Source organism: Aeromonas taiwanensis (assembly GCF_000820165.1).
Classification (GTDB): Bacteria; Pseudomonadota; Gammaproteobacteria; order Enterobacterales; family Aeromonadaceae; genus Aeromonas; species Aeromonas taiwanensis.
Map to the genome: position 1 here is coordinate 79,441 of NZ_CDDD01000056.1, position 25,375 is coordinate 104,815.

A 25,375-nucleotide genomic window follows, 5' to 3' on the forward strand; every position below is an offset into this window, starting at 1 on the left:
TGAGTGTGGGAATGAGGTCCTGTTTTAGCCCCCTGGACGCTTGCCGGACAACGGATTATTCGGCATGGTATGCATGAGTTTTTCTCAAGCATGGAGGCTTGTCATGTTGTTCACCCCGCCGCGTACCCAGCTGCCCCTCTACGGTTTGCAGGTCTTCGAGTGCGCCGCCCGTCACCTGAGCTTCACCCTGGCCGCCGACGAGCTGTGCGTCAGCCAGGGGGCCGTGAGCAAGCAGATCGCCCAGCTGGAGGCGCGCCTGGGGCACCTGCTGTTCGTGCGCGGTACCCGCAGCCTGACCCTGACCCCGGCCGCCGAGCGCCTGCTGCCCTTCATCCGGGAGGGACTGGTGCGCATGGGGGAGGGGCTCAGCGCCCTGCAGGCCCTGCCCCACGAGCAGGCCATCAGCATCAAGGTGCCCTCCTGCGCCAGCCGCTGGCTGCTGCGGCGGCTGCAGGCGTTCGAGGGGGAGGCGGTGGAGGTGCGCGGCAGCCACCACCACGGCATCGACTTCTCCCGGGAGCCGTTCGATCTCGCCATCGTCTACCAGCCCTGCCTGGGGCGCTATCCCAACAGCCAGCCCCTGTTCCGGGAGCGGCTGACCCCGGTCTGCGCCCCGGCGTTTGCCGCCAAGCACCGTCTGTTCGAGCGCTCCCTGGAGGAGCTCCCCTTGCTCCCCCTGATCCATGCCAGCGTCGATCGGCGGGACTGGCGAAACTGGTTTGCCACCTTCATTGCGACCCCCTGGCAGCCCCAGGGGGGGCAGCTGTTCGATACCCTGGACTTGGCGATGAATGCCGCGTTGCAGGGGTTTGGCCTCTCTCTCGGGGATCCCACCATAGTGGCCGAGGAGCTGGAGAGCGGCGCCCTGGTGGCCCCCTTCGCCCCCGTGCTGGAGACGGATCACGAATACGCCCTGATCGCCCGCCCCGACAGCCAGCGCCACGGGGTGGAGAGGGTCTGTCACTGGCTGCTGGCGGGGGGCGCCAAGCCCTGACAGGCCAGAAAAAGAGACAGCCCCGCGGGCGGGGCTGTTTCGTGGGGTGACGGGAAGGGGTCAGTTGCAGATCTTGTAGTAGACCTCGTTCCAGCGCAGCTGCTCCTTGAGCGCGGGGATGCGAGTGTGCTCGTCGATCACCACGAACTCGATGCCCAGGATGTCGGCGAAGGTGCGCAGCTGCTCGATGTCCACCGCCTGGGTGAAGACGGCGTGGTGGGCCGCGCCCGCCAGGATCCAGGCTTCGGCGCTGGTCTGCAGATCAGGCAGGGGTTTCCACAGGGCGCTGGCCACCGGGAGTTTCGGCATGGCCTCTGGCAAGTCCACCACCTCCAGCTGATTGACCACCAGACGGAAGCGGTTGCCCATGTCGATGAGGCTGGCGTTGACCGCCTTGCCGGCTGGCGCCGCAAACAGCAGGCGGGCCGGATCGGCCTTCTTGCCAATCCCCAGGTGCTGGGCGTCCAGCACGGGTTTGCCGGCGGCAATGGAGGGGCAGACCTCCAGCATGTGGGCCCCCAGCACCAGGTTGTTGCCCGTCTCCAGGTGGTAGGTGTAGTCCTCCATGAAGGAGGTGCCCCCCGGCAGGCCAGCCCCCATCACCTTGAGGGTGCGCAGCAGGGCCGCCGTCTTCCAGTCCCCTTCCGCCCCGAAGCCGAAGCCTTGCTGCATCAGGCGCTGACAGGCGAGACCCGGCAGCTGGTGCAGGCCATAGAGATCCTCGAAGGTGGTGGTGAAGGCGCCGAAGCCGCCGTCGGTGAGGAACTTCTTCATCCCCAACTCCTGGCGCGCCGCCTCATACAGGGAGTCACGCAGCGGGCCTCCCGCCTGCACCGCCTCGGTCAGGGTGTAGGTCTCTTCGTATTCGGCCAGCAGCGCCTCGATGTCGCTGTCGGGCACGGCGGCGATCACCTTCACCAGATCCCCCACCGGGTGGTAGTTCACCTGATAGCCGAACTGGATCTGGGCCTCAATCTTGTCGCCCTCGGTGACCGCCACGTTGCGCATGTTGTCGCCAAAGCGGGCGATCTTGAGGTGGCGGCTGTCGTGGATGGCGGCGGCGACCCGCATCCAGTTGCCTATCTTCTGCCTGGCCTCTTCCTCTTGCCAGTGGCCCACCACCACGGTGCGGGGCAGGCGCAGACGGGCCCCCATGAAGCCGAACTCGCGCCCGCCGTGGGCGGTCTGGTTCAGGTTCATGAAGTCCATGTCGATCTCGCTCCAGGGGAGATCTCGGTTGAACTGGGTGTGGAACTGCAGCAGGGGCTTTTGCAGCTGGCTGAGGGCCGGGATCCACATCTTGGCGGGGGAGAAGGTGTGCATCCACACCATGAGCCCGACGCAGCGCTCGTCGTGGTTCGCATCCCGGGCTACCGCGCTGATTTCATCCAGGGTGGTGCCGGTGGGTTTGAGCACTATCTTGAGGGGCAGGCCCGCCCCCTCGTTGAGCTGGCTGGTGATGGTGTGGGCGTGATCGGCCACCTGCTTCAATGTGGTGGCGCCATACAGGTGCTGGCTGCCGACCAGGAACCACACTTCCAGCTGTTTCATCAATTCCATCTTGGTGTCCTCTCGTTAGGCTTTTGTCTGGCCGTAATAGGCGTGTTTGCCATGCTTGCGCTGGTAGTGCTTCTCCAGCAGGTAATCGGGCAGGGGGCGGGCTGCCGGGTTGATCTGGCCGGTGAGCCAGGCCATGCGGGCCACCTCTTCCAGCACCACGGCGTTGTGCACCGCGTCTTCGGGGTCCTTGCCCCAGCTGAAGGGGCCGTGGCTGGCCAGCAGCACCCCCGGCATGGTGAGGATGGGGGTCTGTCTGAGCGTCTCGACGATGAGGTGGCCGGTCAGCCCCTCGTAGTCCTCCTCCACCTCTCCCGGGGTGAGCAGGCGGGAGCAGGGGATCTCGCCGTGGAAGTAGTCGGCCTGGGTGGTGCCGAAAATGGGGATGGGGCGTCCGGCCTGGGCCCAGGCGGTGGCGTGGGTGGAGTGGGTGTGCACCACGCCGCCAAGCTCGGGGTAGGTGCGATAGAGCACCAGGTGGGTGGCGGTGTCGGAGGAGGGGCGCAGGGCCCCCTCCACCTGCTTGCCGGCGAGATCCAGCACCACCATGTCCTCGACTCGCATCCGCTCGTAGCTGACGCCGCTCGGTTTTATTACCACCAGGTTGCGCTCTCGGTCGATGCCGCTCACGTTGCCCCAGGTGAAGGTCACCAGGTCGTGGCGCGGCAGATCCAGGTTCGCGGCCAGCACCTGCTCCTTGAGGGTGTCGATATTCATGCCAGTGTCCCCCGGTTGTAGAGCGGTTCGGCGGCGGCGCCCCAGGCGAGGTAGCGCTGGTAGAGGTGTTCGTATTCGGCGACCCGCACCGGATCCGGCTGGTGGGTGCGCTCCACGGCGCTCGCCATCTGCTGCTGCGCCTGCGCCACATCGGCGTAGAGCCCGGCCGCCACGGCGGCGAAGATGGCCGCCCCCAGGGCACAGCACTGATCCGAGGCCACCACCTGGATGGGTCTGTTCATGACGTCGGCGCAGGTCTGCATCACGGTCGCCGACTTGCGGGCGATGCCGCCAAGGGCGATCACCTGCTCCACCGGCACCTGCTGGCTCGTCATGCACTCCATGATGCTGCGGGCGCCGAAGGCGGTGGACGCCACCAGGGCGCCGAAGAGGTCGGGGGCATCGGTGCCGAGGTTGATCCCGGTGAGGGTGCCCTGCAGGCGCTGGTTGGCATAGGGGGTGCGACGGCCATTGAACCAGTCGAGCACCACCGGCAGGTGGGCGAGATCCCGCTGCTGCTCCCAGGCGGCGGCCAGGCTCGGCAACAGCGCCTGTTTGTGGGCCTCGATGGCGGTGCGAAGCTCCGGATACTGGGCGGCGAGCTGGTCCAGGGGCCAGCCGAGCTGGCGCTGATACCAGGCGTAGATGTCGCCGAAGGCCGATTGTCCCGCCTCCAGTCCCACCATGCCCGGCACCACGCTGCCATCCACCTGGCCGCAGATCCCCTTGATCGCCCGCTCCCCGATGCTGGCCTCGTCGGCCATGAGGATGTCGCAGGTGGAGGTGCCTATCACCTTCACCAGGGCGTGCTTGCCGGCCCCGGCCCCTACCGCTCCCATGTGACAGTCGAAGGCGCCGCCGGCGATCACCACCTCGCAGGAGAGGTGCAGGCGCTCGGCCCACTCCGGCGTCAGGGTGCCGACCGGCAGATCGGCGGTCCAGCTGTCGGTGAAGAGGGGGAAGTCGAGATCCTCCGTCAGCAGGGGATCCAGGGCATTGAGGAAGTCGGCCGGGGGCAGGCCGCCCCAGCTCGGGTGCCAGAGAGACTTGTGGCCGGCGGCGCAGCGCCCGCGCTTGAGGCTGGCCGGGGCCTGGGTGCCGCTCAGGATGGCGGGGACCCAGTCGCACAGCTCGACCCAGTTGCAGGCGGCGGCGCGTACCGCAGCATCGCTGCGGGAGACGTGGAGGATCTTGGCCCAGAACCACTCGGAGGAGTAGATGCCGCCGATGTAGCGGCTGTAGTCGGGGAACTGGCCGCTGTGGCACAGGGCCGTGATGGCCTCCGCCTCCTCGATGGCGGTGTGATCCTTCCACAGCACGAACATGGCGTTGGGGTTGTCGGCGAACTCCGGACGCAGGGCCAGCACCCGGCCCTCCTCATCGATGGGGGCGGGGGTGGAGCCCGTGCTGTCCACCCCGATGCCGCGCACGGCGGCGCGCTGGTCCGGGGTGAGCTGGCTCACCACTGCCACCACCGCCTGCTCCATGGATTCCAGGTAGTCGAGGGGGTGGTGGCGGAACTGGTTGTTGACCGGCTGGCAGTAGAGACCTGCCTGCCAGCGGGGGTAATAGACGACGTGGGTCGCCAGCTCGGCGCCATCCTGGCAGCGCACGGCGAGTGCCCTGACCGAGTCGCTGCCGAAATCGAGTCCGATGACGATGTGCTCAGACATAAGTGCTCCTGACCATCAATGGGGGTAACTGGGGAGGAACCATAGGAGATGGGCGGGCGGGGCGGTTAGCCATCGGCTGCTGTAAATATGGATTTAAACGCTGTCAGCAAGAGAGGGTGACGACCATCGAAAATTCAATATGTGACGAAATTGCTAATTCCATGGACGAAATGGCTGCAATTTCATGGCGTGATCCTGCTCTCCATTTTTGATGGTGAAAACGATTACAACTTTGTTCGCTTACATAGCAACAACAATAACGTCCTGTTTAAGCATGTTTTTATAGGCTGCGAGTTGACTGGCTCAATGAGTGGCACTGCGTGGATACATGGATTGATAGAACCGTTGGAGACATTCGCATGAACAAAATCGTTAAAGGCATGATCGCGATGGGCGTCGCCCTTGGTATGGCAAATTCTGCTTTCGCCGCCGAGACGCTGAAGCTGGGCTACCTGGTCAAGCAGCCGGAAGAGCCCTGGTTCCAGACCGAGTGGAACTTCGCCGACAAGGCGGGCAAGGATCTCGGCTTCGAGGTGATCAAGATAGCCGTGCCCGATGGGGAGAAGACCCTCAACGCCATCGACAGCCTGGCGGCCAACGGGGCCAAGGGCTTCGTCATCTGTACCCCGGATCCCAAGCTGGGTGCGGCCATCATGGCCAAGGCCAGGAGCATGGATCTGAAGGTCATCACGGTGGATGACCAGTTCGTCAATGCCAAGGGCCAGCCCATGGAGCAGGTGCCCCTGGTGATGATGGCCGCCACCAAGATTGGCGAGCGTCAGGGTCAGGAGCTCTACAAGGAGATGCAGAAGCGCCAGTGGGATCCGAAGAGCAGCGCCGTGCTCGCCATCACCGCTGACGAGCTGGATACCGCCCGTCGCCGGGTTGAAGGCTCCCTCGGTGCCCTGAAGGCCGCCGGCTTCCCCGAAGGCCAGATCCATCGCGCCCCCACCAAGAGCAACGACATTCCGGGGGCCCTGGATGCCGCCAACTCCATGCTGGTACAGCACCCCGAGGTCAAGAACTGGCTCATCGTCGGCATGAATGACAACACAGTGCTGGGCGGCGTGCGCGCCACCGAAGGGCAGGGCTTCAAGCCGGAGAACGTCATCGGCATCGGCATCAACGGGGTGGATGCGGTGAACGAGCTCTCCAAGTCCAGCGCCACCGGCTTCCTCGGCTCCCTGCTGCCAAGCCCGGACGTGCACGGCTACAAGAGCATCCAGATGCTTCATGACTGGGTCGTCAACGACGCCGAGCCCGCCAAATTCACCGAGGTGACCGACGTGGTGCTCATCACCCGCGACAACTTCAAGGCCGAGCTGCAGAAGAAAGGGTTGTAATCGCCCACCCCTGGTACCCATGCCGGCATGGCGCCCCGCGTCATGTCGGCTGACTGGAGTCATTCCATGAATCACGTTCCATATCTGGAGTTTTGCGGCATCAGCAAGGAGTTTCCCGGCGTCAAGGCGCTGCAGAACGTCTCCTTCTCCTGCCAGCGGGGCACGGTGCACGCCCTGATGGGGGAAAACGGTGCCGGCAAGTCCACCCTGCTCAAGATCCTGAGCGGTTTTCAGGCACCGACCCGCGGGGTGGTGAAGCTGGCCGGCCAGGAGAAGGTGTTCCAGAACACGGTCGACGCCCTGGAGAGCGGGATCGCCATCATCTATCAGGAGCTGCACCTGGTGCCCGAGATGACGGTGGCCGAGAACATCTACCTCGGCCAGCTGCCGACCCGACGCGGCGTCATCGATCGGGAGAAGCTTTACCAGGATGCGGCGAAGCAGCTTGCGCGCCTGGGGATGGACGTCTCCCCCGAGACGCCGCTCAAGTACCTGTCGCTGGGCCAGTGGCAGATGGTGGAGATCGCCAAGGCCCTGACCCGGGATGCCAGCGTCATCGCCTTCGACGAGCCGACCAGCAGCCTGTCGTCGCGCGAGATTGAACAGTTGTTTCGGGTCATCCGCCAGCTGCGGGACGAGGGCAAGGTCATCCTCTACGTCTCTCACCGCATGGACGAGATCTTCGCCCTGTGCGACGCCATCACGGTGTTCAAGGATGGCCAGTTTGTGCGCACCTTCGCCTCCATGGCCGAGGTGGACCGGGATCTGCTGGTCAAGACCATGGTGGGGCGCGAGCTCACCGACATCTATGGCTACAGCCCCAGAGCACATGGGGAGGTGGGCCTTAGGGTGAAGAACCTGATGGGACCCGGCCTCAAGGCGCCGGTGTCGCTTGAGGTCAAGCGCGGGGAGATCCTCGGCATCTTCGGCCTGGTGGGGGCCGGGCGCAGCGAGCTGATGAAGCTCATCTTCGGCGCCGAGACGCCCCGCGGCGGCGAGATCTCGGTGTTTGGCAAGGAGGTGGTCGTTCGCAACCCCATCGACGCCATTCGCAGCGGCATCATGCTCTGCACCGAAGACAGGAAGGCCCTCGGCATCATCCCCATCCACTCGGTGCAGGAGAACATCAACATCAGCGCCCGCCGCCATCAGGCGTGGGGGGGCTTCTGGATCAACCAGAAGTGGGAGGACGAGAACGCGCGGCTGCGGATCCGCGACATGAGGGTCAAGACCCCGTCCCCCCATCAGGCCATCATGAACCTCTCCGGCGGCAACCAGCAGAAGGCCATTCTGGGGCGCTGGCTGTCGGAGGACATGAAGGTCATCCTGCTCGACGAGCCGACCCGCGGCATCGACGTCGGGGCGAAAAACGAGATTTACAACGTGATTTACGATCTGGCCAGGGTCGGCATCGCCGTGGTGGTGGTCTCCAGCGAGTTGCCGGAGGTGCTGGGCATCGCGGATCGGATCATGGTCATGCGGGAGGGGGAGATCGCGGGCGAGCTTTCCCACGACGACGCCAACGAGGTCAAGGCGCTCAATCTGGCCATGCCGGCCCGTTGACCCCTCTGACCGCAACGAGATAGCACCCGGAATTTTCAGGAGAAATACCATGACAACAACGACTTCTGCCGGCCAGGTCGGCACCGCGGCAGCCAGCGGCTCCCGGCTGCAGCTGGCCCGCATCTGGGATCAGTACGGCATGCTGGTGATCTTCGCCATCCTGTTCCTGCTGGCCTGCGTGCTGGTCCCCAACTTTGCCAGCCTTATCAACATGCGAGGGCTCGGGCTCGCCGTCTCCATGTCGGGCATGGTGGCCTGCGGCATGCTGTTCTGCCTCGCCTCCGGCGAGTTCGACATGTCTGTCGGCTCCGTGGTGGCCTGCTCCGGCGTCGCCTGCGCGGTGGGCATCAACGCCACCGAGAGCATCACCCTCGGCATCCTGGCCGGCCTCTTCGTGGGGGTCTTCTTTGGTCTCATCAACGGCATCGTGGTGGCCAAGTTCAAGATCAACGCCCTCATCACCACCCTGGCCACCATGCAGATGGCGCGCGGGGTGGGCTACATCATCTCCGACGGCAAGGCGGTGGGCATCGTCGAGGAGGGCTTCTTCGAGCTCGGCAACTCCGCCCTGCTCGGCATCCCGACGCCCATCTGGCTGACCGCCGTCTGCTTCGTACTCTTCGGCTTGCTGCTCAACAAGACCACCTTCGGCCGCAATACCCTGGCCATGGGGGGCAACGAGGAGGCGGCACGCCTTGCCGGGGTCAACGTGGTACGCACCAAGATCATCATCTTCACCATGACCGGGCTGATTGCCTCCATCGCGGGCATCATACTCGCGTCGCGCATGACCTCGGGCCAGCCCATGACCTCCATCGGCTTCGAGCTGGTGGTGATTTCGGCCTGCGTGCTGGGTGGCGTCTCCATGAAGGGGGGCATCGGCAAGATCTCCTACATCATCGCCGGGGTGCTGATTTTGGGGCTGATGGAAAACGCCATGAACCTGCTCAATATCTCCCCGTTTGCCCAGTACGTGGTGCGCGGTCTCATCCTGCTCGCCGCCGTGCTGTTCGACCGCTACAAGCAGGTGCGCAAGGCCCGTCTCTGAGTGGTTTTTCTCCTCCTCACCAGGCCGGATGTGCGCCGGCCTGGTGCTCCCCTCGGGCAAGCTGTGAGCCAGTTCAACAATTTCACAACAGGCTGCGTGCGAACTTAGGGGGTTCCTACCCCGGATCTCTACAATGGCCCATGTCGACTTTTTTACCGAAACCCTGTTTTCCGCCATGTCCTCGATGCAAAAAGAGAAGCCGAAACAACTCAATCCCCTGCTGCCCGGTTACGCGTTCGATGTCTTTCTGGTGTCGGGCATGACCCCCATCGAGCAGGGGAGTGCGCTCGATTTCACCATCGACAGGCCCCACGGCATGAAGGGGTTCATCGTCAATCTGACCATCAGGGGCAAGGGGCAGATCTTCCAGGGAGAGCATGCCTTCACCGTGGAGCCTGGCGACCTGCTGCTGTTCCCGCCCGCCGCCGTGCACCATTACGGCCGGGCGCCGGATGCCCGGGAGTGGTATCACCGCTGGGTCTATTTCCGGCCGCGGGCCTATTGGGCGGACTGGCTCAAGTGGCCCCAGGTGACGGAGCGGGTGGGGCGCTTGCAACTGCCAGACAGCCAGCTGCTCGCCGAGTTCGATGCCCTCTTCCTCGACATCGAGGAGACCCACAAGCAGCTGAGGCCCATGTCGGAGCAGCTGGCCATGAACCTGCTTGAGCGGCTGCTCATTCGCTGCTACGAGGCCTCCTCCCAGGACGCTTATCCCGCCATCGATCACCGGGTTCACGAGGCGTGCCAGATCCTGAGCGAGTCGCTCTCGGCCGAGATCTCCGTGGAGGCCCTGGCGGAGCAGGTGTTTTTGTCCCCCTCGCGCCTCGCGCACCTGTTTCGCGAGCAGGTGGGGGTGAGCATAGTGCGCTGGCGCGAGGATCAGCGCATCATGCGGGCCAAGCTGCTGTTGCAGACCACGCCGCTGTCGGTGGCCACCATAGGCCAGCAGGTGGGTTATGACGATCAGCTCTACTTCTCCCGGGTGTTCCGAAAGCGGGTCGGGGTCAGCCCCACCGAATATCGCAAGTGCGCCACCCCGCTGTGAGGCGGCCATTCAGACAACAAAGCCCTCGTGATGAGGGCTTTGTTGTTTCGGGACAGAGGGAGGCTATCAGCCCTGACGGGCCTTGAACCTGGGGTTGCTCTTGCAGATGACGAACAGCTTGCCGCGCCGGCGCACGACCTGGCAGTCCGGGTGACGTGACTTGGCGGATTTCAGGGAGGCGAGAACCTTCATTTTTGCTCTTTTCCTTTGCCGAAGAATTGACCGAATCGCTGGCCGAAGCGGGCGACTTGTCCCTCTTTGCCGACCTGCTTCTGCTTGCCGGTGTAGAAGGGGTGAGAAGCGCTGGAGACATCCAGCGTCACATAGGGGTAGGTGTTGCCATCTTCCCACTCCTTGGTGCGGTCGGTGGCCAGCGTGGAGCCGATCAGAAAGTAGGTGTTGCTGGCAAGATCGTGGAACAGAACTTTGCGGTATTCAGGGTGAATATGGGGACGCATGATGACCTTGTTTGTTATGTTGTAACATAACCAAATGATGCAATGGATGAGAATCAATATCAACTGTTTTTCTCGCCTGACCGTGCGAAGAGGCAGAGAGCACCGGATCATCAAGAAGGTGGGATGGTACAAGTCGGGAGGGGCTGCGATGTTGCGGCAGACAAAGCGCGGATCCGTCTTTACTTTTTAATTTTACTGTATAAAAATACAGTAAATATCACGGAGAAGTACCCTATGCGCCTGGAAATCATCATCGACAGAAAACATCAGATCCCCACCTCGACCATGGAGGCGCTGCGCCAGGAGTTGCTCAAGCAACTGGGGGAGCGTTTCCCCGATCTGCATGTGCGGGTGGCGCCGGGCAGTGCCATGGCCCTGACGGTCAGCCGCGCCAGCAAGGAGGACAAGGATCTGGCCGAAGCCATGGTGCAGGAGGTGTGGGAGAACGCCGACAGCTGGATGCCGGAGGCCGAAACCGAGGAAGCCTGATCGGTGCTCACCCCATGAGTGACCACCTCGGCCCCGGGTTTCGCACCAGCGAGCAGGGTGGAAAGAAAGGGGAGAGAGTGGAAGAGTGGAAAAATGAACAAGACGCAGCCAGGTGCTGCGTCTTGTGTTTAGGGGAAGTGGGGCGTAAAGGCCGGATTCACAGCCCGGCCCAGCGCCTGAGGCTGTCGACCTGGACCCGCTGATTGGCCTGTGCGATGTCACCGTTGGCGCGCAGCGTCTTGAGGGCGGCGGGCAGGGCCTTGCGTACCTCGTCGGCCGTCATGCCGCTATGGAGGGCGGGGTGATAGGCAAGCTTGAGCAGCAGGTAATCGAGCCCGCTCGGGAAGCTGTCGACGCTGCGGTCGTTGAAGATGGAAGGGAACACCTTGTCCGAGTCGTTGGGCAGCCCCATCACCTGGGTGAGCTCTTCCACCACGCAGTCCAGGAAGCGGCCCTTGGCCCGGCTGTAATCCACCGGGATGATGATGGTGGCACGGGCTATCTCGTGGCGATCGTTGGTGGCGAAGTTGGCCAGGCAGATCCCCTCCTTGAGGGCGATGCGCACCGAGGCGTCCTGGCGCATGGTGCGGCGGGCCCACTCCGCCATCTGCTGGTGGCGGGTCATGATGAGGGTGAGATTGGGGTTGCTGCTGACCATCTCGATGGGATGCCCGGTGATCCTGGCCAGGTGCCGGCTCTGCACCCTGACCATCTCGGCCTGCAGCGGCTTGTCGCCAAATTCGTTGATGAGCTTCAAGCGGATGGGGGCATGCCAGCGGGAGAAACGCACCGTCTTTTCGTGGCCATACTCCCGCTTCATGGCGATCTCCATGAAGCTCTGGATCAGGTACTCCTCGCGCTGCCAGCGCTCCGCCGCGCAAATCGGCAGGGACAAGAGCCAGAGCGCCAGCCCCCGGACGAGCCAGGCCCGGGGGCGAGCAGAGCGGGAACGGCTTTGCCATGGGCGCATGTTGCCTCCTTGCAAACGCGGGATCAGCGGCGGGTGCGCTCGAGGTCGCGCCAGGTGAGCCAGAGCCGGAGATCGAACTCCAGTTGATGATAGTCAGGTTCCATGTGCAGGCAGAGCTGATAGAAGGCCTTGTTGTGCTCCTTCTCCCGCAAGTGGGCCAGCTCGTGCACCACTATCATCTTGAGGAAGGCGGGGTGGGCCTCCTTGAACAGGGCGGCGATGCGGATCTCGTTCTTGGCCTTGAGCTTGCTGCCCTGTACCCGGCTGACGTAGGTGTGCAGACCGAGGGCATCCTTGATCACGTTGATCTTGCCGTCGAAGATCACCTTGGCAAGCGGTGCCGAGCTTTTGAGATAGCGGTTCTTCAGTTCCATGGTGTAGGCCAGGAGCGCCTTGTCGTTCTGGACGAGGTGGGTCTCCGGGTAGCGTTTGGCCAGCATCTCGCCGAGTTTGCCCGCCGCGATCAACTGCTGCACCTGGGCCTTGAGCGGATCCGGGTAGCCCCCCAGATAGGTCAGTTCCGCCATGATTGCTCCCTCTTCCACGAAAAAGAGCGCCATTGTAGAGAGGATGCGCCTCTTTGAACACCGTCGAAACGTTCGGGGCCGCCATGGTCATCCATGGCGGCCCCGATGAGTATCACTCTCTGGCTCAGCGCCGGCGATAGAGGCCAGGGTCTACCTCTTCATAGTGCTCGGTCAGATACTGGTAGAAGGCGAGGGTGGAGGGGGAGGCCGGCTGCTTCAGCCCCTCTGCCACCCGCTCCGGCTTGGCGATGATGAACTTGGGAGCTTGACGTTTTACATCCGCCAGCACCCGTTCACGCACGTCATAGGGCGGGTTGACGTTGGCAAAGAACAGGTAGGCGGAGGCTGGCTGGCGATCGGTCCACAGATAGTACTGGGGCTGGATGCCATCGACCCAGATCCTGTCGGTCGGCGCCGTCTCGGCCTTGATCCTGTCTACCCGCACCTGGGCCGGCGGATTGAACGGCCTGCCCTTGAGATTGCCCTCCCAGGCGTTGTTGACCAGCAGTGCCAGCATGGCCAGCGAGGCGAGCCAGGGGGTGGCGCTGCGCACGTCCCAGGCGCGCCAGAGCGGCACCAGGATCAGCACAGGCAGGGCCCACAGCAGGCTGTTGCCGAGTACCTCGCGCACCCGCTCAAGGGACCACTCCTTGGTACTCCAGCCGTAGCCGAGCTGCTGGGCCAGCAGCCAGCTGGCGGTCAGCACCACCAGGGAGATGCAGAACAGACCCAGCGCATCGGAGCGCTGTTCGCTTCTGTCCAGCAGGCAGGCGAGCGGCAGCAGGGCCAGTTGCAGATAGAGCACGTCATAGTGATCGAACACATGGCCCGAAACCGAGTTGGCGATCAGGGTGAACAGCACGCCGAACAGGGTGGCGCACAGGGCGGGCAGGTACCACTCCTGGCGGCGGCCCAGCATCAGCACGATAAAGGGGGGCAGCAGCATGATGAGGCCGGTGCGCAGCAGGCCGACGGCCCCCACCTCCGGTGAGAAGCCGTTGCCGTAGCTTCCTTCGAAGAAGATGCCGAAGGCATAGTACTTGAACTCTTCCAGCAGCCCGTGGTGCTGGAAGTAGGCGAACAGGGGGCCGCCGACGAGGGCCAGCCCCAGCAGGCTGGAGAAGAGCAGGGCGAAGGCTGCGCGCCACTGCTCGCGCAGGCACCAGTGACAGAACAGTACCAGATACCAGGCGCCCCAGAAGGCGCCATTGTTGGTGCGCATCCAGGCCACGATGGCGAAGGTGAGCGCGGCCACCAGGGCCGGCCCCCAACTGAAACGCTTGTCCAGCAGCAGGGTGATGAAGGCCCACTGGGCGATGAGGGCGAGATGGAATGTCCAGTCCTCGGTCATGTTGCCGTAGTAGTAGCGGGTGCTGTAGAGCGCCAGCAACGCCAGCATGCTGCCGAGGCGGGCGCGCAGGGAAAGCCCGAGCTGGGCGAAGGCCTGCCAGCTTGCCAGCAGCCCCAGCCAGCAGAGCCCCCACTCCAGCAGCCAGATCCCGAAGAAGCCGCCGAGGGAGTAACCGAGGGCATCGAGGGCGAAGATCATGGGCCCCTTGATGTCGATCATGTCCCGGTAGAGCACGCCCCCCTCGCTCCACATCTTGCCCATCACCGCGAACAGGGAGGCATCGAACCCCGGTGCCATGCCGTGAAACAGCGGGTTGCGCAGGCAGAACAACAACGCCATCAGGGCGGTGAGCAGGATAACCAGCGGCCTGAGCCCGGGATTGTGGCGCTGCGGGGTAAAACGGATGGCGTGATTCATGGGTGACCTGTTCCTGCGGGAAAGACTGAAAAAGCGGGCTTATCTTGCCGACCCTGGCCCCATGATGCAATGGGGCAAGGGAAGGGGCTTGAAATAATTCGTAAAAGTAACGTTTTCAGACGCCTGGCACGCTGAAACAGCGGGGCCGGTTGCCGAGTCCCGGCCTGATGCCTTGTGCCACTGTGCTCTCTGTGCAGGCCGGCGGATCTGGCAGACGGGCCGCGCCTTTGGGAAGGTGCGGCCCGTGTTCTGACAAGAGAATACCCGGTGCCGGTGCGGCCCCGGCACCCCCCTCAGTGGGCGGGCTGCCCCTGGTACTCCACCAGCGGCGGCAGGGGGGCGAGCTCGGGCAGGTGGCGGGCCCAGCGGATGAAGGCATCCGCCAGGGTGATGCCGAGCTCCTGGTTGTGCTGGGTCAGGGTGCGGGCCAGGGCCGTGTAGCCCTCCTTGCCGGAGGCGGTATAGGCGCTGGAGACGCCACGATAGATGGCCTCTGGCTCGACCGCTTGCCAGTGATCCGGGCTGGCCTCCCACTCCAGGCGGGTGATCCGGCTGCCTTTGGGCCGGTCGGCGCGATAGCAGAAGCGCACCCCGGCGGTGTAGGGGAAGCTGCCGCTGCCATTGCCGACCACACCGTTGTTGGTGGCGTTGTCGATGGCGCCCTCCAGCGCCTCGGCGAGCTCGTGACCGTGCACCCGGTAGAGGGTGAGGGGGATGGCAAAGGGCAGCAGGCGCCCGGCGATGTCCGCTTCGCTCAGCGGCCCGGGTTCGAGGGAGCAGCGCACGCCGCCGGCGTTGTGCAGGGCGAAGTCCACCTGACCGACCTGTTCGCGGGCGGCGGCCAGCATGGCGCCGGCCACCAGGGGGGCGACCTGGCTGCCGGCGGGCAGGCTGGCATCGGGCAGTCGCTGGTGGTGCAGGGGCCCGCCAAGGTGGGTCACCACGCGCCGGGTCATGGTCTCGAGTTCGGGTCGATAACGCCTGGCCAGGTGCTGCTCCAGTTCGGGGGCCGGCTCGCAGAAGTGCAGGCCTGCAGGCGGCTGGGAGGCAAAGGGCCAGGGCTGCCAGGGCAGCCACTCCAGCTGGCCACGGCTGCGGGTGACCCGGCCGAGGGGGTCAAACTCCAGCTCGCACACCCCGAGACAGAGGGCACTGTGGGCGGCGTGCAGGATGGCAACGCCGTTCACCATCAGGGGATACTCCCCCTCGCTCTCGAGCCCGAGGGGTGCCAGATCCCCCAGCAGGCTGTGGGTATGGCCGCCGACGATGAGGCTGATCTCGGGGAAGCGTGCGGCCAGCCGCCTGTCCTGCTCAAGCCCCAGGTGGCTCAGCAGGATGATGTGGTGGATCCCCGCAGCCTTGATCTCGGCGAGGGCGGCACTGAGGGTCTCCTCGATGCCGTGGAAACGGGTGTGGGGATCGGGGCTCGCGATGGCGGCCATCTGCGGCAGCGTGATGCCGAGCAGGGCGAAGGGGACGCCGTCGATGACGCGCCTGTGCCAGGGGCGGCTCGCGTCAAACAGCTGCGGCAGGCCCTGCAGCCGCAGCGGGGTATCGGCGGGCTCCTGGCGGTTGTCGATGTTGGCGGCCAGCACGGGAAAATCGAGCTGACGCAGGAACTCCACCAGGGGACCGTTGCCCAGATCGAACTCGTGGTTGCCGATCACCATGGCATCGGGCTTGAGCAGACCGAGCAGATCGGCGTTGGCCCGCCCCTTGAAGCGGTTGAAGTAGAGAGACCCCTGGAAGGTGTCGCCGCCGTGCAGGAACAGGCAGGTCTGGCCCGCCGCGCCGGCCTGCCGGCGCAGGGCGGTGAGCCGGCTCAGGATGCGCCCATAGCCGCCGCACTGGGTACGCCACTCGGATTCGCCGACGGGGGAGAAGCGCATGGGGGCGCCATCGAAATGGGAGTGGCAATCGCTGAAGTGGGCAAGTTGAACCGTGATACTCATTTCGGTCCTCCTTAGAGAAAAAGAGCACCGAGTCTACTGCATGGGGAGGGGGGGATGCCAGCCCGGTGAAGAGCGGGCTGGCTGGGGAGAAAGGATGGACGGGCACCCGGTCGGGTGCCCGTTGCCTCAGGCGGGCACCATGATCTGGGTGGCGAGGATCACCACCAGCAGGCCCACGGCGACCGGCAGGGAGGTGCGCTTGACCACCTCGAACGGGGAGAGGTTGCCCATGCCCGCACAGGCGACCACCACCCCGGAGACCGGCGAGATGGTCCGGCCGAGGTTCGAGGCTTGCAGCATGGGGATCACCAGGTAGGCGGGGTTGACGCCAAGGCTGGTGGCCAGGTGGGGGATGAGCTCCACAAAGGCGTAGAAAGGAGCATTGCCGGAGCCCGTGGTGAAGGCGGCCAGGGTGGTGATGACCACCAGCATCAGCATGATGACGATGCCGCCGGTGCCAAAGCTCTGGGCCAGATCCAGGAGGTTGGCGATGAAGCCGAGCCCCATCAGACCCTGGGCGAACACCCCGGCCCCCACCAGCAGCATCACCACGCCGGCGAAGGCGTCGGCCATGCTGCGCCAGCACACCTGCAGTCCGTCCAGCAGCTCGCGGCCGTTGCGTTTGCGTACCAGCTCCAGCAGGGCTGCCAGCACCAGGCAGATGACGATGATGGTGACGATGTCGAGTTTGGGGCCCAGCTTGCCGTCAAACAGCAGCACGCCGATGATGGGGGTGAAGGGCAGGATGGCGTAGAAGCCGGGGGCATCGGTGACGAGATCGCTCGGGGCGACGGCGGCGTTGTGTTCACCTGATTTCCGATCCAGGTAGCGCTGCCAGAAGAAGTGGGTCACCGCCATGGCGGCGATGGCAGTCAGCGAGATGGGCAGGGTCAGCTTGAAGGCAAACTCGATGAGTTCCATGTTGGCGGCCTGGGCGGCCATTACCACGTCCCCCGAGGTGGGGGAGAGGATGATGGCGGCCGGGGAGGCGCACACCGCGGCCGCGGCGCCACGGGAGATCCCCATGTTGACCATCAGCGGGAACAGGGTCGCCATCAGCAGTACCCCGAGGCCGGTGGCGGAGCTGACCGCGAGCGACATGGCGCAGGCCACCAGGTAGGCGGCCACCAGCAGGATGTAGGGGGACTTGATGATGCCAAGGGGTTTGCTGGCGAGCTTCACCAGTATGGTGTTGGCTCCGATGTGGCTCATGTAGCCGGCGAAGCCGCACAGCACCATGATCAGCATGCCGAGGCCGCCGCCCCGATCCACCAGCAGGAAGCGCACGTATTCGAACACGTCGGTGGCAACGTGGCCGGTGGAGGTGACGCTGGCGGGCAGCACGGCCTTGCCCATCAGGGCGGTGATCGCCAGCAGCAGCAGACCGCCGCTGAGCAATACCCCGGTGGCCGAATAGCCCTTGAAGATGTAGCGACCCACGGCCAGGGTGACCAGGGTGCCAATAAGGAGTTCCATCATAAACAGGTTCCTGAGTGTGTAGTGACGCTGGGCCTGCACGGGATAACCGGGGATTGCACTGGTTAGGTCGACATGCACCAACAAAAACGCCGAGATTATTACCTCATAAGGAGTATTTCACCACGAGTTCGATGGCTGCCTGTGATCTCGCCTGCAAATCCCGATGCGGCCCGGGTGATATTACGCACGTTTGCCGCGCCCGGTGACCGACAGCAGGTGACAGCGCCCGGGATCGCGGTTACTCTCCATTCTGACTATTAATTCATTGATTATTAATTGAAATTAAGCTGGGACTCACAAGGGGCAAGGCCACAAGCAGATGGGACTCTTTAGCAAGACAGGGGTGGTGGCGGCCCTCATGTATGCCGCCTCAATCGGGGCAGCGCCATCTCACTATAGCGGTATTCGGGTGGTGCCCGACATCAAGGTCGACTTTCAGTTTTATCGGGTCTCCGGCGCCGATGTGGCCGCCGTGATGCGCCAGATCACCGCCCTGTCCCCCGCCCAGGCGGACGGACACATCGGCAGGGCCAGCTACCAGCTCTCCTGGCAACTGCAGACCAGGCCGACACCGGCGCGTTGCGAGCTGGATCAGGCCGACGTGACGGTCCGCATCAAGGTCCGGGTGCCGAACTGGATGGACAAGGCCAGAGCGCCCGAGAAGGAGCGGCAGAAGTGGGACAAGCTGGTGGCGGCCATGTTCGACTACGAGAGCCGTCACAAGGATATCCTGCTGGAGAGCGTCAGCCAGCTCGGTATCCGGCTCGCCCAGATGCCGGTGACCACGAGCTGCGAGGCCTTGCAGCATCAGGGCTGGCAGGAGGGGCAGGCAGCCCTGGAGGCGACCCGGGAGCGCTTTGCCACCCTGGCAAAACAGACCGAGCAGGGGCGCAAGCTGGGAGTCATCTGGCCAATGCGCAGCTGATCCCCCCTGGCTGACAACAAAAACGGGCTGCCCCTGTGGGCAGCCCGTTTTTGTTTGGGTCTGGAGAACCTAGTCGCGCAGGGGCTTGCCCTTGAGCAGCCTGCGCACCCAGTAGCGAGCCGGGTGGAGCGCCTCCAGCAGATCGCTGGACAGGGGCAGCGGCTCCCCGCAGATCTCGCTGGCGACCAGCTCGCCGCACAGCGGCGCCGAGCACAGACCCCGGGAGCCGAGGGCGCCCAGCACATAGAGGCCGGGGTAGAGGGGCAGGGCGCTCTGCTGATCTGCGGGGGCGTTGACGTCGTGATCCGCCAGCGCCGCCAACCGGGCGATTGGCCCCGCCACCGGCAGGTGATCACGGCTCGCGCAGCGCACGCCGATCCGCGCTTGGTCGCCGCTCACTTCGACCTCAGCAGGCCAGGCCTGCGCCGGCAGGCAGGCCTGCAGCCGAGCCCGGTTCTGGGCCTGCTCCTCGGCACTGAATGCCAGGCTGGTCTGGTTGCGGCCATAGCTGGCGCCGATGCAGTGCGCGCCATCGTGGGCCGGGGTGAGGTAGCCGTCGTAGCAGAGCACGGTTTTCAGCTGGCTCAAGCCAGCCGTGGTCGGCACATGGCTCACCTGGCCGCGCACCGGGTAGAGCGGCAGCTCGGCGAAGGGGAGGAGGGCGGGCAATCGGTGGCCGGCGGCCACCACCAGATTGGGGGCCTGCCAGTGGCGGCCGTCCTGACTCTCCACATGCCAGCCGTCGGCCTGCTCGGCTATGTGGGTCACAGAAGCATTGAACTCCACTTCCAGCCGCCCGCTGGCCTGCGCCTCCTTGATGGCGGCGCGGGTCAGATCCGCCGGGCAGAGCCAGCCTCCCAGCGGATAGCTGACGCCCCCCACGCCGCAAGGCAGGCCGACCACCTGCTCGACCTCGTCGGCACTCAGGGGGCGCATCAGGTCCGAGGGGAAGGGGCCCTGGCTCATCTTCGTGAGCTTGGTGGCGGACTTGTCGTCATACCCGAGCTGGGTGACGCCACACAGCGAGAAGGCGACGGGATGGCGCCCGGCCAGGGCCAGCAGCCGGCTTCTGGCAAAGCCGAAGGCCAGCGCATAGAAGCGCGAGAGCGCGTCGTGCTCACCGTTGAGCAGCGGATAGAGCGCCCCCTGGCGGTTGCCGGAGGCGCCGCCGGCCGGTTCGCCATCCTCGCACAGCAGCCGAACCTTGCGGCCCCGCTCCACCAGGGAGAGCGCCGTCATGGCCGAGGCGATGCCACCGCCGATGATGAGCACCTCCCCCTCCCGCCCGACGGGGCGGGCATACCAGGGGGCTATGGTCTGCTGCGGCAGCTTGTCTGCGCGCTCGCCCGCCAGCATCTCCCGCTTGCTGCCGTGGCCCTTCACCTTCTTCATGGCAAAGCCCGCGGCAATCAGCCCCCGGCGCACGAAACCGGCGCAGGTAAAGGTGGAGAGGGTCGCACTGGGGCGGGCGAGGCGGGCGAGGCCGTCAAACAGATCCTGGGTCCACATCTCGGGATTCTTGGCCGGCGAGAAGCCGTCCAGATACCAGGCGTCCACCAGGCCGTCGGCCTGATGGGGCACCTGGGGGAGCATCTCTTTGATATCGCCAAACCAGAGGTCGAGGTGGATGCGACCGCCAGCAAACAGCAGGCGGTGGCAGCCGGAGACCGGCAGCGGCCACTGGTCGATGAGAGGCTGGCTCAAGGACGCGAGCTCGGGCCAGGCCGCGAGCGCCTTGCGCAGATCGGCCTGGGTGAGGGGGTATTTTTCGAAACTGATGAAGTGCAGCCGGGAGCCGTTGCCAGTTTGGGGCGCCTGTTCCAGAAAGGCGGCCATTGTCGCCAGAAAGTTAAGACCTGTGCCGAAACCTGTCTCACCTATCACGAAACTGTCACTATCGTGGTGTGAAAATCGCGCTGGCAGCCGATTTTGCTGCAAAAAGACGTAGCGGGTTTCACTTAGACCGTTATCATTGGAAAAGTACACATCCCCGAACTCACTGGAGACTGGAGTTCCCGCTTCATTCCAGTCCAATCGGGCATGATGTAAGGATGTTTGACTCACGTTTTCCTCGGCTCGCGTCACAAAATCGCGGGCATTCTACGTGAAAGCAGACCAGTTTGGCAGCCGAAAGCGGGTAGACTCGGTGCCAGTTTTTCCAGACGAGATGAATTAATGAGAAGAGCAGTGATCACCGGTATCGGCGTCATCTCCAGTATCGGCAACAACAAGGAAGAGGTGCTGGCCTCCCTGAAAGCAGGCAAATCCGGCATCACCTATTCCGAGCAGTTTGAACAGTACAACCTGCGTAGCCGTGTCTGGGGTAACATCAAACTCGATCCGTCTGAACTGATCGACCGTAAAGTCATGCGTTTCATGGGTGACGCTGCGGCCTATGCCTACCTCTCCATGCAGCAGGCCATCGAAGACGCCGGTCTGCCGGAAGATCAGGTCTCCAACGAGCGTACCGGCATCGTGACCGGCTCTGGCGGCGCCTCCGGCAAGAACACCTCCGAGTCCGCGGACATCGCCCGTGAGAAAGGGGTCAAGCGCGTGGGTCCCTACATGGTGCCGCGCACCATGTCCTCCACCACCTCCGCCTGCCTGGCCACCCCGTTCAAGATCAAGGGTGTCAACTACACCATCAGCTCCGCCTGTGCCACCTCTGCCCACTGCATCGGTCACGCACTGGAACTGATCCAGCTTGGCAAGCAGGACATCGTCTTCGCCGGCGGCGGCGAGGAGCTGGACTGGTCCTCCACCATTCAGTTCGACGCCATGGGCGCCCTGTCCACCAAGTACAATGACAACCCGGAAAAAGCGTCCCGCACCTATGACGCCGACCGCGACGGTTTCGTCATCTCCGGTGGCGGCGGTATCCTGGTGGTCGAGGAGCTGGAACATGCCCTGGCCCGTGGTGCCCACATCTATGCCGAGATCACCGGTTACGGTGCGACCTCCGATGGCTATGACATGGTGGCTCCGAGCGGTGAAGGCGCCGTGCGTTGCATGAAGATGGCGATGCAGGGTGTCGGCAAGGTGGACTACATCAACACCCACGGCACCTCCACCCCGGTCGGTGATACCAAGGAGCTGGAAGCCATCCAGACCCTGTTCGGTGCGGATGCGCCCAAGCTGTCTGCCACCAAGGCGATGACCGGTCACGCCCTGGGCGCTGCCGGCGTGCACGAGGCCGTCTACTCCCTGCTGATGATGGAACACGGCTTCATCGCCCCCAGCATCAACATCGAGAACCTGGACGAGAAGGCGGTAGGCCTGCCCATCGTGCGCGAGTACGAAGAGGCTGACCTCAATACCGTCATGTCCAACAGCTTCGGTTTCGGCGGCACCAACGCCTCCCTGGTGTTCAGCAAGTTCAAGGCTTGATGCCCTCGGGATAGACAAGCGAAATAGAAAAAGGCGCCGCAAGGCGCCTTTTTTATTGGACTATGTCATTGAGCCTGAACGGGTTCGGCAAGAGGCAGGCGCATATAGACGGCGCCATCCCCATACTCCGCCAGCGACTTGCGGGTCTCCGCCACGAGGAATCCCTGCTTGCGCCAGAAGGCGGGGGCATCCTGCACCGCCACCAGACCGGCATGGCGATACCCCTCGCGACTCGCGAAATCCAGCGCCTTGGCCAGGAGCCGCCGACCCAGCCCGAGGCCCCGGGCCTCGCCAGAGACCGCGAGATCATGCAGATAGAACTCGTCACGCCCGGCCAGTACCTGCATGGGCACCGAGAGGGGCGGAGGCTGGTGGGCACGCCAGGGGTGGCAGAGCAGGTAGCCCAGCACCCGGCCCCGGCGTTCGGCCACCCAGCAGGAGGCCGGGGCCAGCTCGGACTTGTTCTGCATCACCTCGAGGGGCTCGGGCTCCAGCTGGTGATAACACTCGCGCTGGATGGCCATGATGGCGGGCCAGTCGGGGGCCCGGATGGTTCGGATCGTGATCATCGTGTTCAGGGGACTGGCCCCGGGTCAATCTGTGACAAAAACTGGCGCCGTGCTCAGCGAGCGGCCTCTTTGCTGACCACCTTGATCAGCTGGTAGCGCAGGGAGGGCGCATCCGCCGGCACATTGGTGAGCCGCTCCTTGCTGACTTCCAGCTGGTAGCGGAAACCGGGTTCGAAGGTGAAGCCTTCAATCTGCTGATAGAAGAGGCTCCAGCTCTCGCCTGGCTGGCTGCGCACCTGCATGCACTGCATGGGGCCGACGCCGACGCAGTGTACCAGCTGGCTGTTGACGTAGAGGGTCTCGCCCGCCGTGGGGGCCGGGGCGCTCTGGCAGGCGCTGAGCAGGAGGGCGGTGCTGAGGAGCAGGGGAGATTTCATGATGGGTGTCCTTGGCGTAAAGGGGCGCGATTAAACCCGCAAATGAAAAGGCGGTCAATGACCGCCTTTGTAACAAACCATGTCGACCCTTTCAATCAACGCTGGTCGAGGGGCGTGAATTCACGCTGCGCCTGACCGGTATAGAGCTGACGCGGGCGACCGATCTTCTGGTCCGGATCCGAGTGCATTTCGTTCCAGTGGGCGATCCAGCCGATGGTGCGGGAGATGGCGAAGATCACGGTGAACATGGACATGGGGATGCCGATGGCCTTCATGATGATGCCGGAGTAGAAGTCCACGTTCGGGTAGAGCTTCTTCTCGATGAAGTAGGGGTCGGACAGCGCGATGCGCTCCAGCTCCATGGCCACGTCCAGCAGCGGATCCTTGATCTGCAGCTCGGTCAGTACCTCGTGGCAGGTTTCGCGCATCACGGTGGCACGGGGATCGTGGTTCTTGTAGACCCGGTGACCAAAGCCCATCAGACGGAACGGATCGTTCTTGTCCTTGGCCTTGGCAATGTACTCGGGGATGCGATCCACGGAGCCGATCTCCTCGAGCATCTTGAGGCAGGCTTCGTTGGCACCGCCGTGGGCCGGACCCCACAGGGAGGCGATCCCCGCGGCGATACAGGCGAACGGGTTGGCACCGGAGGAGCCCGCCAGACGCACGGTGGAGGTGGAGGCGTTCTGCTCGTGATCCGCATGCAGGGTGAAGATGCGGTCCATGGCGCGCTCGACGATGGGGTTGACCTTGTACTCTTCGGTCGGCACGCCAAACATCATGTGCAGGAAGTTGCCGGCATAGGAGAGGGCGTTGCGCGGCTGCATGAAGGGCTGGCCGATGGAGTACTTGTAACACATGGCGGCCAGGGTCGGCATCTTGGAGAGCAGACGGAAGGCGCAGATCTCGCGGTGCTCCTCGTTGTTGATGTCGAGGGCATCGTGGTAGAAGGCAGACAGGGCGCTGACCACGCCGCACATGACGGCCATGGGGTGGGCGTCACGACGGAAGCCGCGGAAGAAGAAGGCGATCTGCTCGTGCACCATGGTGTGACGAGTCACCAGACGCTCGAACTCCGCGTATTGGGTCTTGGTCGGGGCTTCGCCGTACAGCAGGATGTAACAGACTTCGAGGTAGCTGGCCTGGGTGGCCAACTGGGCGATGGGGTAACCGCGGTGCAGCAAGACACCCTGGTCGCCATCGATGTAGGTAATGGATGATTTGCAAGAACCGGTGGCCATGAAACCGGGGTCGAAGGTGAAATATCCTTGCGTGCCCAGCTTTCTGACATCGATCACGTCGGGTCCAACGGTACCGGAGAGGATCGGTAGTTCAACCGGCTCTTTTCCGGGCAGGTGTAGGGTGGCTATCTTATCAGCCATAGCACGTCTCCTTTGCTCTTTTATAATTTGGTTCCAGTCCTACTTTATTACGACTTTCATAACGCTGGCAAAGGTTCTTACCCGTACCACGGCGGCTGGAGCGCCCTATTTGAACCAGAGATTCACAGCTTTGTCAATTTTGCTGGATGATCATTAATGACTTGTTAAAGCTGTTGTGGGATCTGGTTTACGGTTTTGGGTTTTCTGTGTAGCTATTTGATTGTCATTGGTTAAGGCCGCCGATATACTGCGCCACGTGGGTGATGGTCGTCGGTGTTTGAAACGCTTTCGCAAAGCCAGATGTGACATCAAAAATGCTATTTTTGGCTTTCCCGAGTTGTTTTGGTAACAAAAACCTAACAAATGCCACTCCTAGCCCTCAAAGCGTGTGAAAACAATAACTAACGTGCTCAATGGAGCTGAGTGGGCAAAGCCGTGAAAAACAAACAGAGACCTGTAAACCTCGACCTACAGACGATCAGCTTTCCTGTCACCGCCATCGCTTCCATCTTGCATCGTGTCTCAGGGGTCATCACCTTTGTGGCATTGGCCATCTTGCTGTGGATGCTTGGTACTTCACTCGCCTCTCCCGAAGGATTTGAAACCGTGGTGTCCATCATGGACAACTTCCTGGTCAAATTCGTGCTGTGGGGGATCCTGACCGCGCTGGCTTACCACATTGTGGGCGGACTGCGTCACCTGGTCATGGACATGGGCTATTGGGAAGAGCTGGAATCCGGTAATCAGAGCGCCCGCGTGGCCTTCGTGATCACTGCGGTTCTGGCGGTTTTGGCGGGGGTGCTGGTATGGTAACCAATTCTGCAACTTTCGGGCGCAGCGGCGTTCACGATTACATCCTGATCCGCGCCACCGCCCTCATCATGACGTGCTACGTCCTCTATCTGGTGGGCTTTGTCGCCTTCAATGACATCACCTACGAGGTGTGGACCGGCTTCTTCGCCAAAACCTTCACCAAGGTCTTTACCCTGCTGACGCTCGTGTGCGTCCTGATCCACGCCTGGATCGGTCTGTGGCAGGTGCTGACCGACTATATCAAGCCGGTCGGGCTGCGCGGTGCGCTGCAGTTCCTGCTGATCGTGGTGCTGTTTGTCTATGTGATGACTGGTTTCGTCGTGCTGTGGGGTGTGTAAG

The 25,375-nt window shown here is 63.6% G+C and carries 24 protein-coding genes; 10 read left to right on the forward strand and 14 right to left on the reverse strand.

The window, feature by feature from the left end; genetic code table 11:
• The first annotated feature begins 103 nt into the window (after window positions 1-103).
• A complete protein-coding gene (locus BN1136_RS09560) occupies window positions 104-994 on the forward strand; it encodes a LysR family transcriptional regulator (RefSeq protein ID WP_043761152.1) in 891 nt (296 codons plus the stop codon).
• 60 nt (window positions 995-1,054) lie between these two features.
• On the opposite strand, the gene araA is transcribed toward BN1136_RS09560, so the two are convergent.
• Genes araA through BN1136_RS09575 form a run of 3 tightly spaced genes read right to left on the reverse strand, consistent with a single transcriptional unit; the run spans window position 1,055 to window position 4,941 of the window.
• Window positions 1,055-2,554, reverse strand: coding sequence for an L-arabinose isomerase (gene araA / locus BN1136_RS09565; RefSeq protein ID WP_043761151.1), 1,500 nt, complete (start codon window positions 2,552-2,554; stop codon window positions 1,055-1,057).
• Window positions 2,555-2,569: 15 nt separating this feature from the next.
• On the reverse strand, window positions 2,570-3,268 hold the full coding sequence (locus tag BN1136_RS09570; protein ID WP_043761149.1) for an L-ribulose-5-phosphate 4-epimerase: 699 nt from the start codon (window positions 3,266-3,268) through the stop codon (window positions 2,570-2,572).
• On the reverse strand, window positions 3,265-4,941 hold the full coding sequence (locus tag BN1136_RS09575; protein ID WP_043761147.1) for a ribulokinase: 1,677 nt from the start codon (window positions 4,939-4,941) through the stop codon (window positions 3,265-3,267). Before BN1136_RS09575 ends, BN1136_RS09570 begins: the two co-directional genes overlap by 4 nt.
• A gap of 359 nt (window positions 4,942-5,300) precedes the next feature.
• On the opposite strand from BN1136_RS09575, the gene BN1136_RS09580 reads away from it, so the two are divergent.
• The 4 genes from BN1136_RS09580 to araC all read left to right on the forward strand — a co-directional run bounded on the left by BN1136_RS09580 (window position 5,301) and on the right by araC (window position 9,940).
• Window positions 5,301-6,284 carry an arabinose ABC transporter substrate-binding protein gene (locus BN1136_RS09580; protein WP_043761146.1) on the forward strand — a complete coding sequence of 328 codons (984 nt, stop codon included), beginning with the start codon at window positions 5,301-5,303 and terminating at the stop codon, window positions 6,282-6,284.
• 66 nt (window positions 6,285-6,350) lie between these two features.
• A complete protein-coding gene (araG, locus tag BN1136_RS09585) occupies window positions 6,351-7,847 on the forward strand; it encodes an L-arabinose ABC transporter ATP-binding protein AraG (protein WP_043808421.1) in 1,497 nt (498 codons plus the stop codon).
• A gap of 49 nt (window positions 7,848-7,896) precedes the next feature.
• The gene (gene araH / locus BN1136_RS09590) at window positions 7,897-8,895 is read left to right on the forward strand and encodes an L-arabinose ABC transporter permease AraH (protein WP_043761144.1); all 999 of its coding nucleotides are present in this window, start codon (window positions 7,897-7,899) and stop codon (window positions 8,893-8,895) included.
• Window positions 8,896-9,028: 133 nt separating this feature from the next.
• Window positions 9,029-9,940, forward strand: a complete 912-nt coding sequence (gene araC, locus BN1136_RS09595) for an arabinose operon transcriptional regulator AraC (RefSeq protein WP_043761142.1) — start codon at window positions 9,029-9,031, stop codon at window positions 9,938-9,940.
• Between the two features lie 66 nt (window positions 9,941-10,006).
• Here the strand turns inward: araC and ykgO are convergent, their stop codons facing one another.
• Together ykgO and BN1136_RS09605 are read right to left on the reverse strand one after the other, a co-directional pair.
• A complete protein-coding gene (gene ykgO / locus BN1136_RS09600) occupies window positions 10,007-10,132 on the reverse strand; it encodes a type B 50S ribosomal protein L36 (RefSeq protein WP_025326720.1) in 126 nt (41 codons plus the stop codon).
• Window positions 10,129-10,398 (reverse strand): type B 50S ribosomal protein L31, encoded by a 270-nt coding sequence (locus BN1136_RS09605; protein ID WP_043761138.1) that lies wholly within the window; start codon window positions 10,396-10,398, stop codon window positions 10,129-10,131. Before BN1136_RS09605 ends, ykgO begins: the two co-directional genes overlap by 4 nt.
• A gap of 234 nt (window positions 10,399-10,632) precedes the next feature.
• Between BN1136_RS09605 and BN1136_RS09610 the strand changes: the two genes are divergently transcribed.
• A complete protein-coding gene (locus tag BN1136_RS09610) occupies window positions 10,633-10,887 on the forward strand; it encodes a DinI family protein (RefSeq protein ID WP_043761136.1) in 255 nt (84 codons plus the stop codon).
• A gap of 157 nt (window positions 10,888-11,044) precedes the next feature.
• Here the strand turns inward: BN1136_RS09610 and BN1136_RS09615 are convergent, their stop codons facing one another.
• The 5 genes from BN1136_RS09615 to dcuC form a co-directional block, all read right to left on the reverse strand.
• On the reverse strand, window positions 11,045-11,857 hold the full coding sequence (locus BN1136_RS09615) for a DUF2927 domain-containing protein (protein ID WP_043761134.1): 813 nt from the start codon (window positions 11,855-11,857) through the stop codon (window positions 11,045-11,047).
• Window positions 11,858-11,880: 23 nt separating this feature from the next.
• Window positions 11,881-12,384, reverse strand: a complete 504-nt coding sequence (locus BN1136_RS09620) for a M48 family metallopeptidase (RefSeq protein ID WP_043761415.1) — start codon at window positions 12,382-12,384, stop codon at window positions 11,881-11,883.
• A gap of 124 nt (window positions 12,385-12,508) precedes the next feature.
• The gene (locus BN1136_RS09625) at window positions 12,509-14,152 is read right to left on the reverse strand and encodes a hypothetical protein (protein ID WP_043761132.1); all 1,644 of its coding nucleotides are present in this window, start codon (window positions 14,150-14,152) and stop codon (window positions 12,509-12,511) included.
• A gap of 293 nt (window positions 14,153-14,445) precedes the next feature.
• Window positions 14,446-16,104, reverse strand: a complete 1,659-nt coding sequence (locus tag BN1136_RS09630) for a bifunctional metallophosphatase/5'-nucleotidase (protein WP_043761130.1) — start codon at window positions 16,102-16,104, stop codon at window positions 14,446-14,448.
• Window positions 16,105-16,230: 126 nt separating this feature from the next.
• Window positions 16,231-17,583 (reverse strand): anaerobic C4-dicarboxylate transporter DcuC, encoded by a 1,353-nt coding sequence (dcuC, locus tag BN1136_RS09635; RefSeq protein WP_043761128.1) that lies wholly within the window; start codon window positions 17,581-17,583, stop codon window positions 16,231-16,233.
• A gap of 319 nt (window positions 17,584-17,902) precedes the next feature.
• Here dcuC and BN1136_RS09640 point away from each other — a divergent pair, with 319 nt between their 5' ends.
• On the forward strand, window positions 17,903-18,508 hold the full coding sequence (locus tag BN1136_RS09640) for a DUF922 domain-containing protein (RefSeq protein WP_043761126.1): 606 nt from the start codon (window positions 17,903-17,905) through the stop codon (window positions 18,506-18,508).
• Window positions 18,509-18,577: 69 nt separating this feature from the next.
• Here the strand turns inward: BN1136_RS09640 and mnmC are convergent, their stop codons facing one another.
• Window positions 18,578-20,593, reverse strand: coding sequence for a bifunctional tRNA (5-methylaminomethyl-2-thiouridine)(34)-methyltransferase MnmC2/FAD-dependent 5-carboxymethylaminomethyl-2-thiouridine(34) oxidoreductase MnmC1 (gene mnmC / locus BN1136_RS09645; protein ID WP_197068435.1), 2,016 nt, complete (start codon window positions 20,591-20,593; stop codon window positions 18,578-18,580).
• A gap of 90 nt (window positions 20,594-20,683) precedes the next feature.
• Between mnmC and fabB the strand changes: the two genes are divergently transcribed.
• Window positions 20,684-21,895, forward strand: a complete 1,212-nt coding sequence (fabB, locus tag BN1136_RS09650) for a beta-ketoacyl-ACP synthase I (RefSeq protein ID WP_043761092.1) — start codon at window positions 20,684-20,686, stop codon at window positions 21,893-21,895.
• 65 nt (window positions 21,896-21,960) lie between these two features.
• Here the strand turns inward: fabB and BN1136_RS09655 are convergent, their stop codons facing one another.
• The 3 genes from BN1136_RS09655 to BN1136_RS09665 all read right to left on the reverse strand — a co-directional run bounded on the left by BN1136_RS09655 (window position 21,961) and on the right by BN1136_RS09665 (window position 24,223).
• On the reverse strand, window positions 21,961-22,464 hold the full coding sequence (locus tag BN1136_RS09655; protein WP_043761090.1) for a GNAT family N-acetyltransferase: 504 nt from the start codon (window positions 22,462-22,464) through the stop codon (window positions 21,961-21,963).
• Between the two features lie 53 nt (window positions 22,465-22,517).
• A complete protein-coding gene (locus tag BN1136_RS09660) occupies window positions 22,518-22,841 on the reverse strand; it encodes a DUF4377 domain-containing protein (protein WP_043761087.1) in 324 nt (107 codons plus the stop codon).
• Window positions 22,842-22,936: 95 nt separating this feature from the next.
• Window positions 22,937-24,223, reverse strand: a complete 1,287-nt coding sequence (locus BN1136_RS09665; protein ID WP_043761085.1) for a citrate synthase — start codon at window positions 24,221-24,223, stop codon at window positions 22,937-22,939.
• A gap of 423 nt (window positions 24,224-24,646) precedes the next feature.
• On the opposite strand from BN1136_RS09665, the gene sdhC reads away from it, so the two are divergent.
• Complete coding sequence (gene sdhC, locus BN1136_RS09670; protein WP_043761083.1) at window positions 24,647-25,036, forward strand: succinate dehydrogenase cytochrome b556 subunit; 390 nt, start codon at window positions 24,647-24,649, stop codon at window positions 25,034-25,036.
• On the forward strand, window positions 25,030-25,374 hold the full coding sequence (sdhD, locus tag BN1136_RS09675) for a succinate dehydrogenase, hydrophobic membrane anchor protein (RefSeq protein WP_043761081.1): 345 nt from the start codon (window positions 25,030-25,032) through the stop codon (window positions 25,372-25,374). The genes sdhC and sdhD overlap by 7 nt, the downstream gene beginning before the upstream one ends.
• Window position 25,375 lies beyond the last annotated feature (1 nt).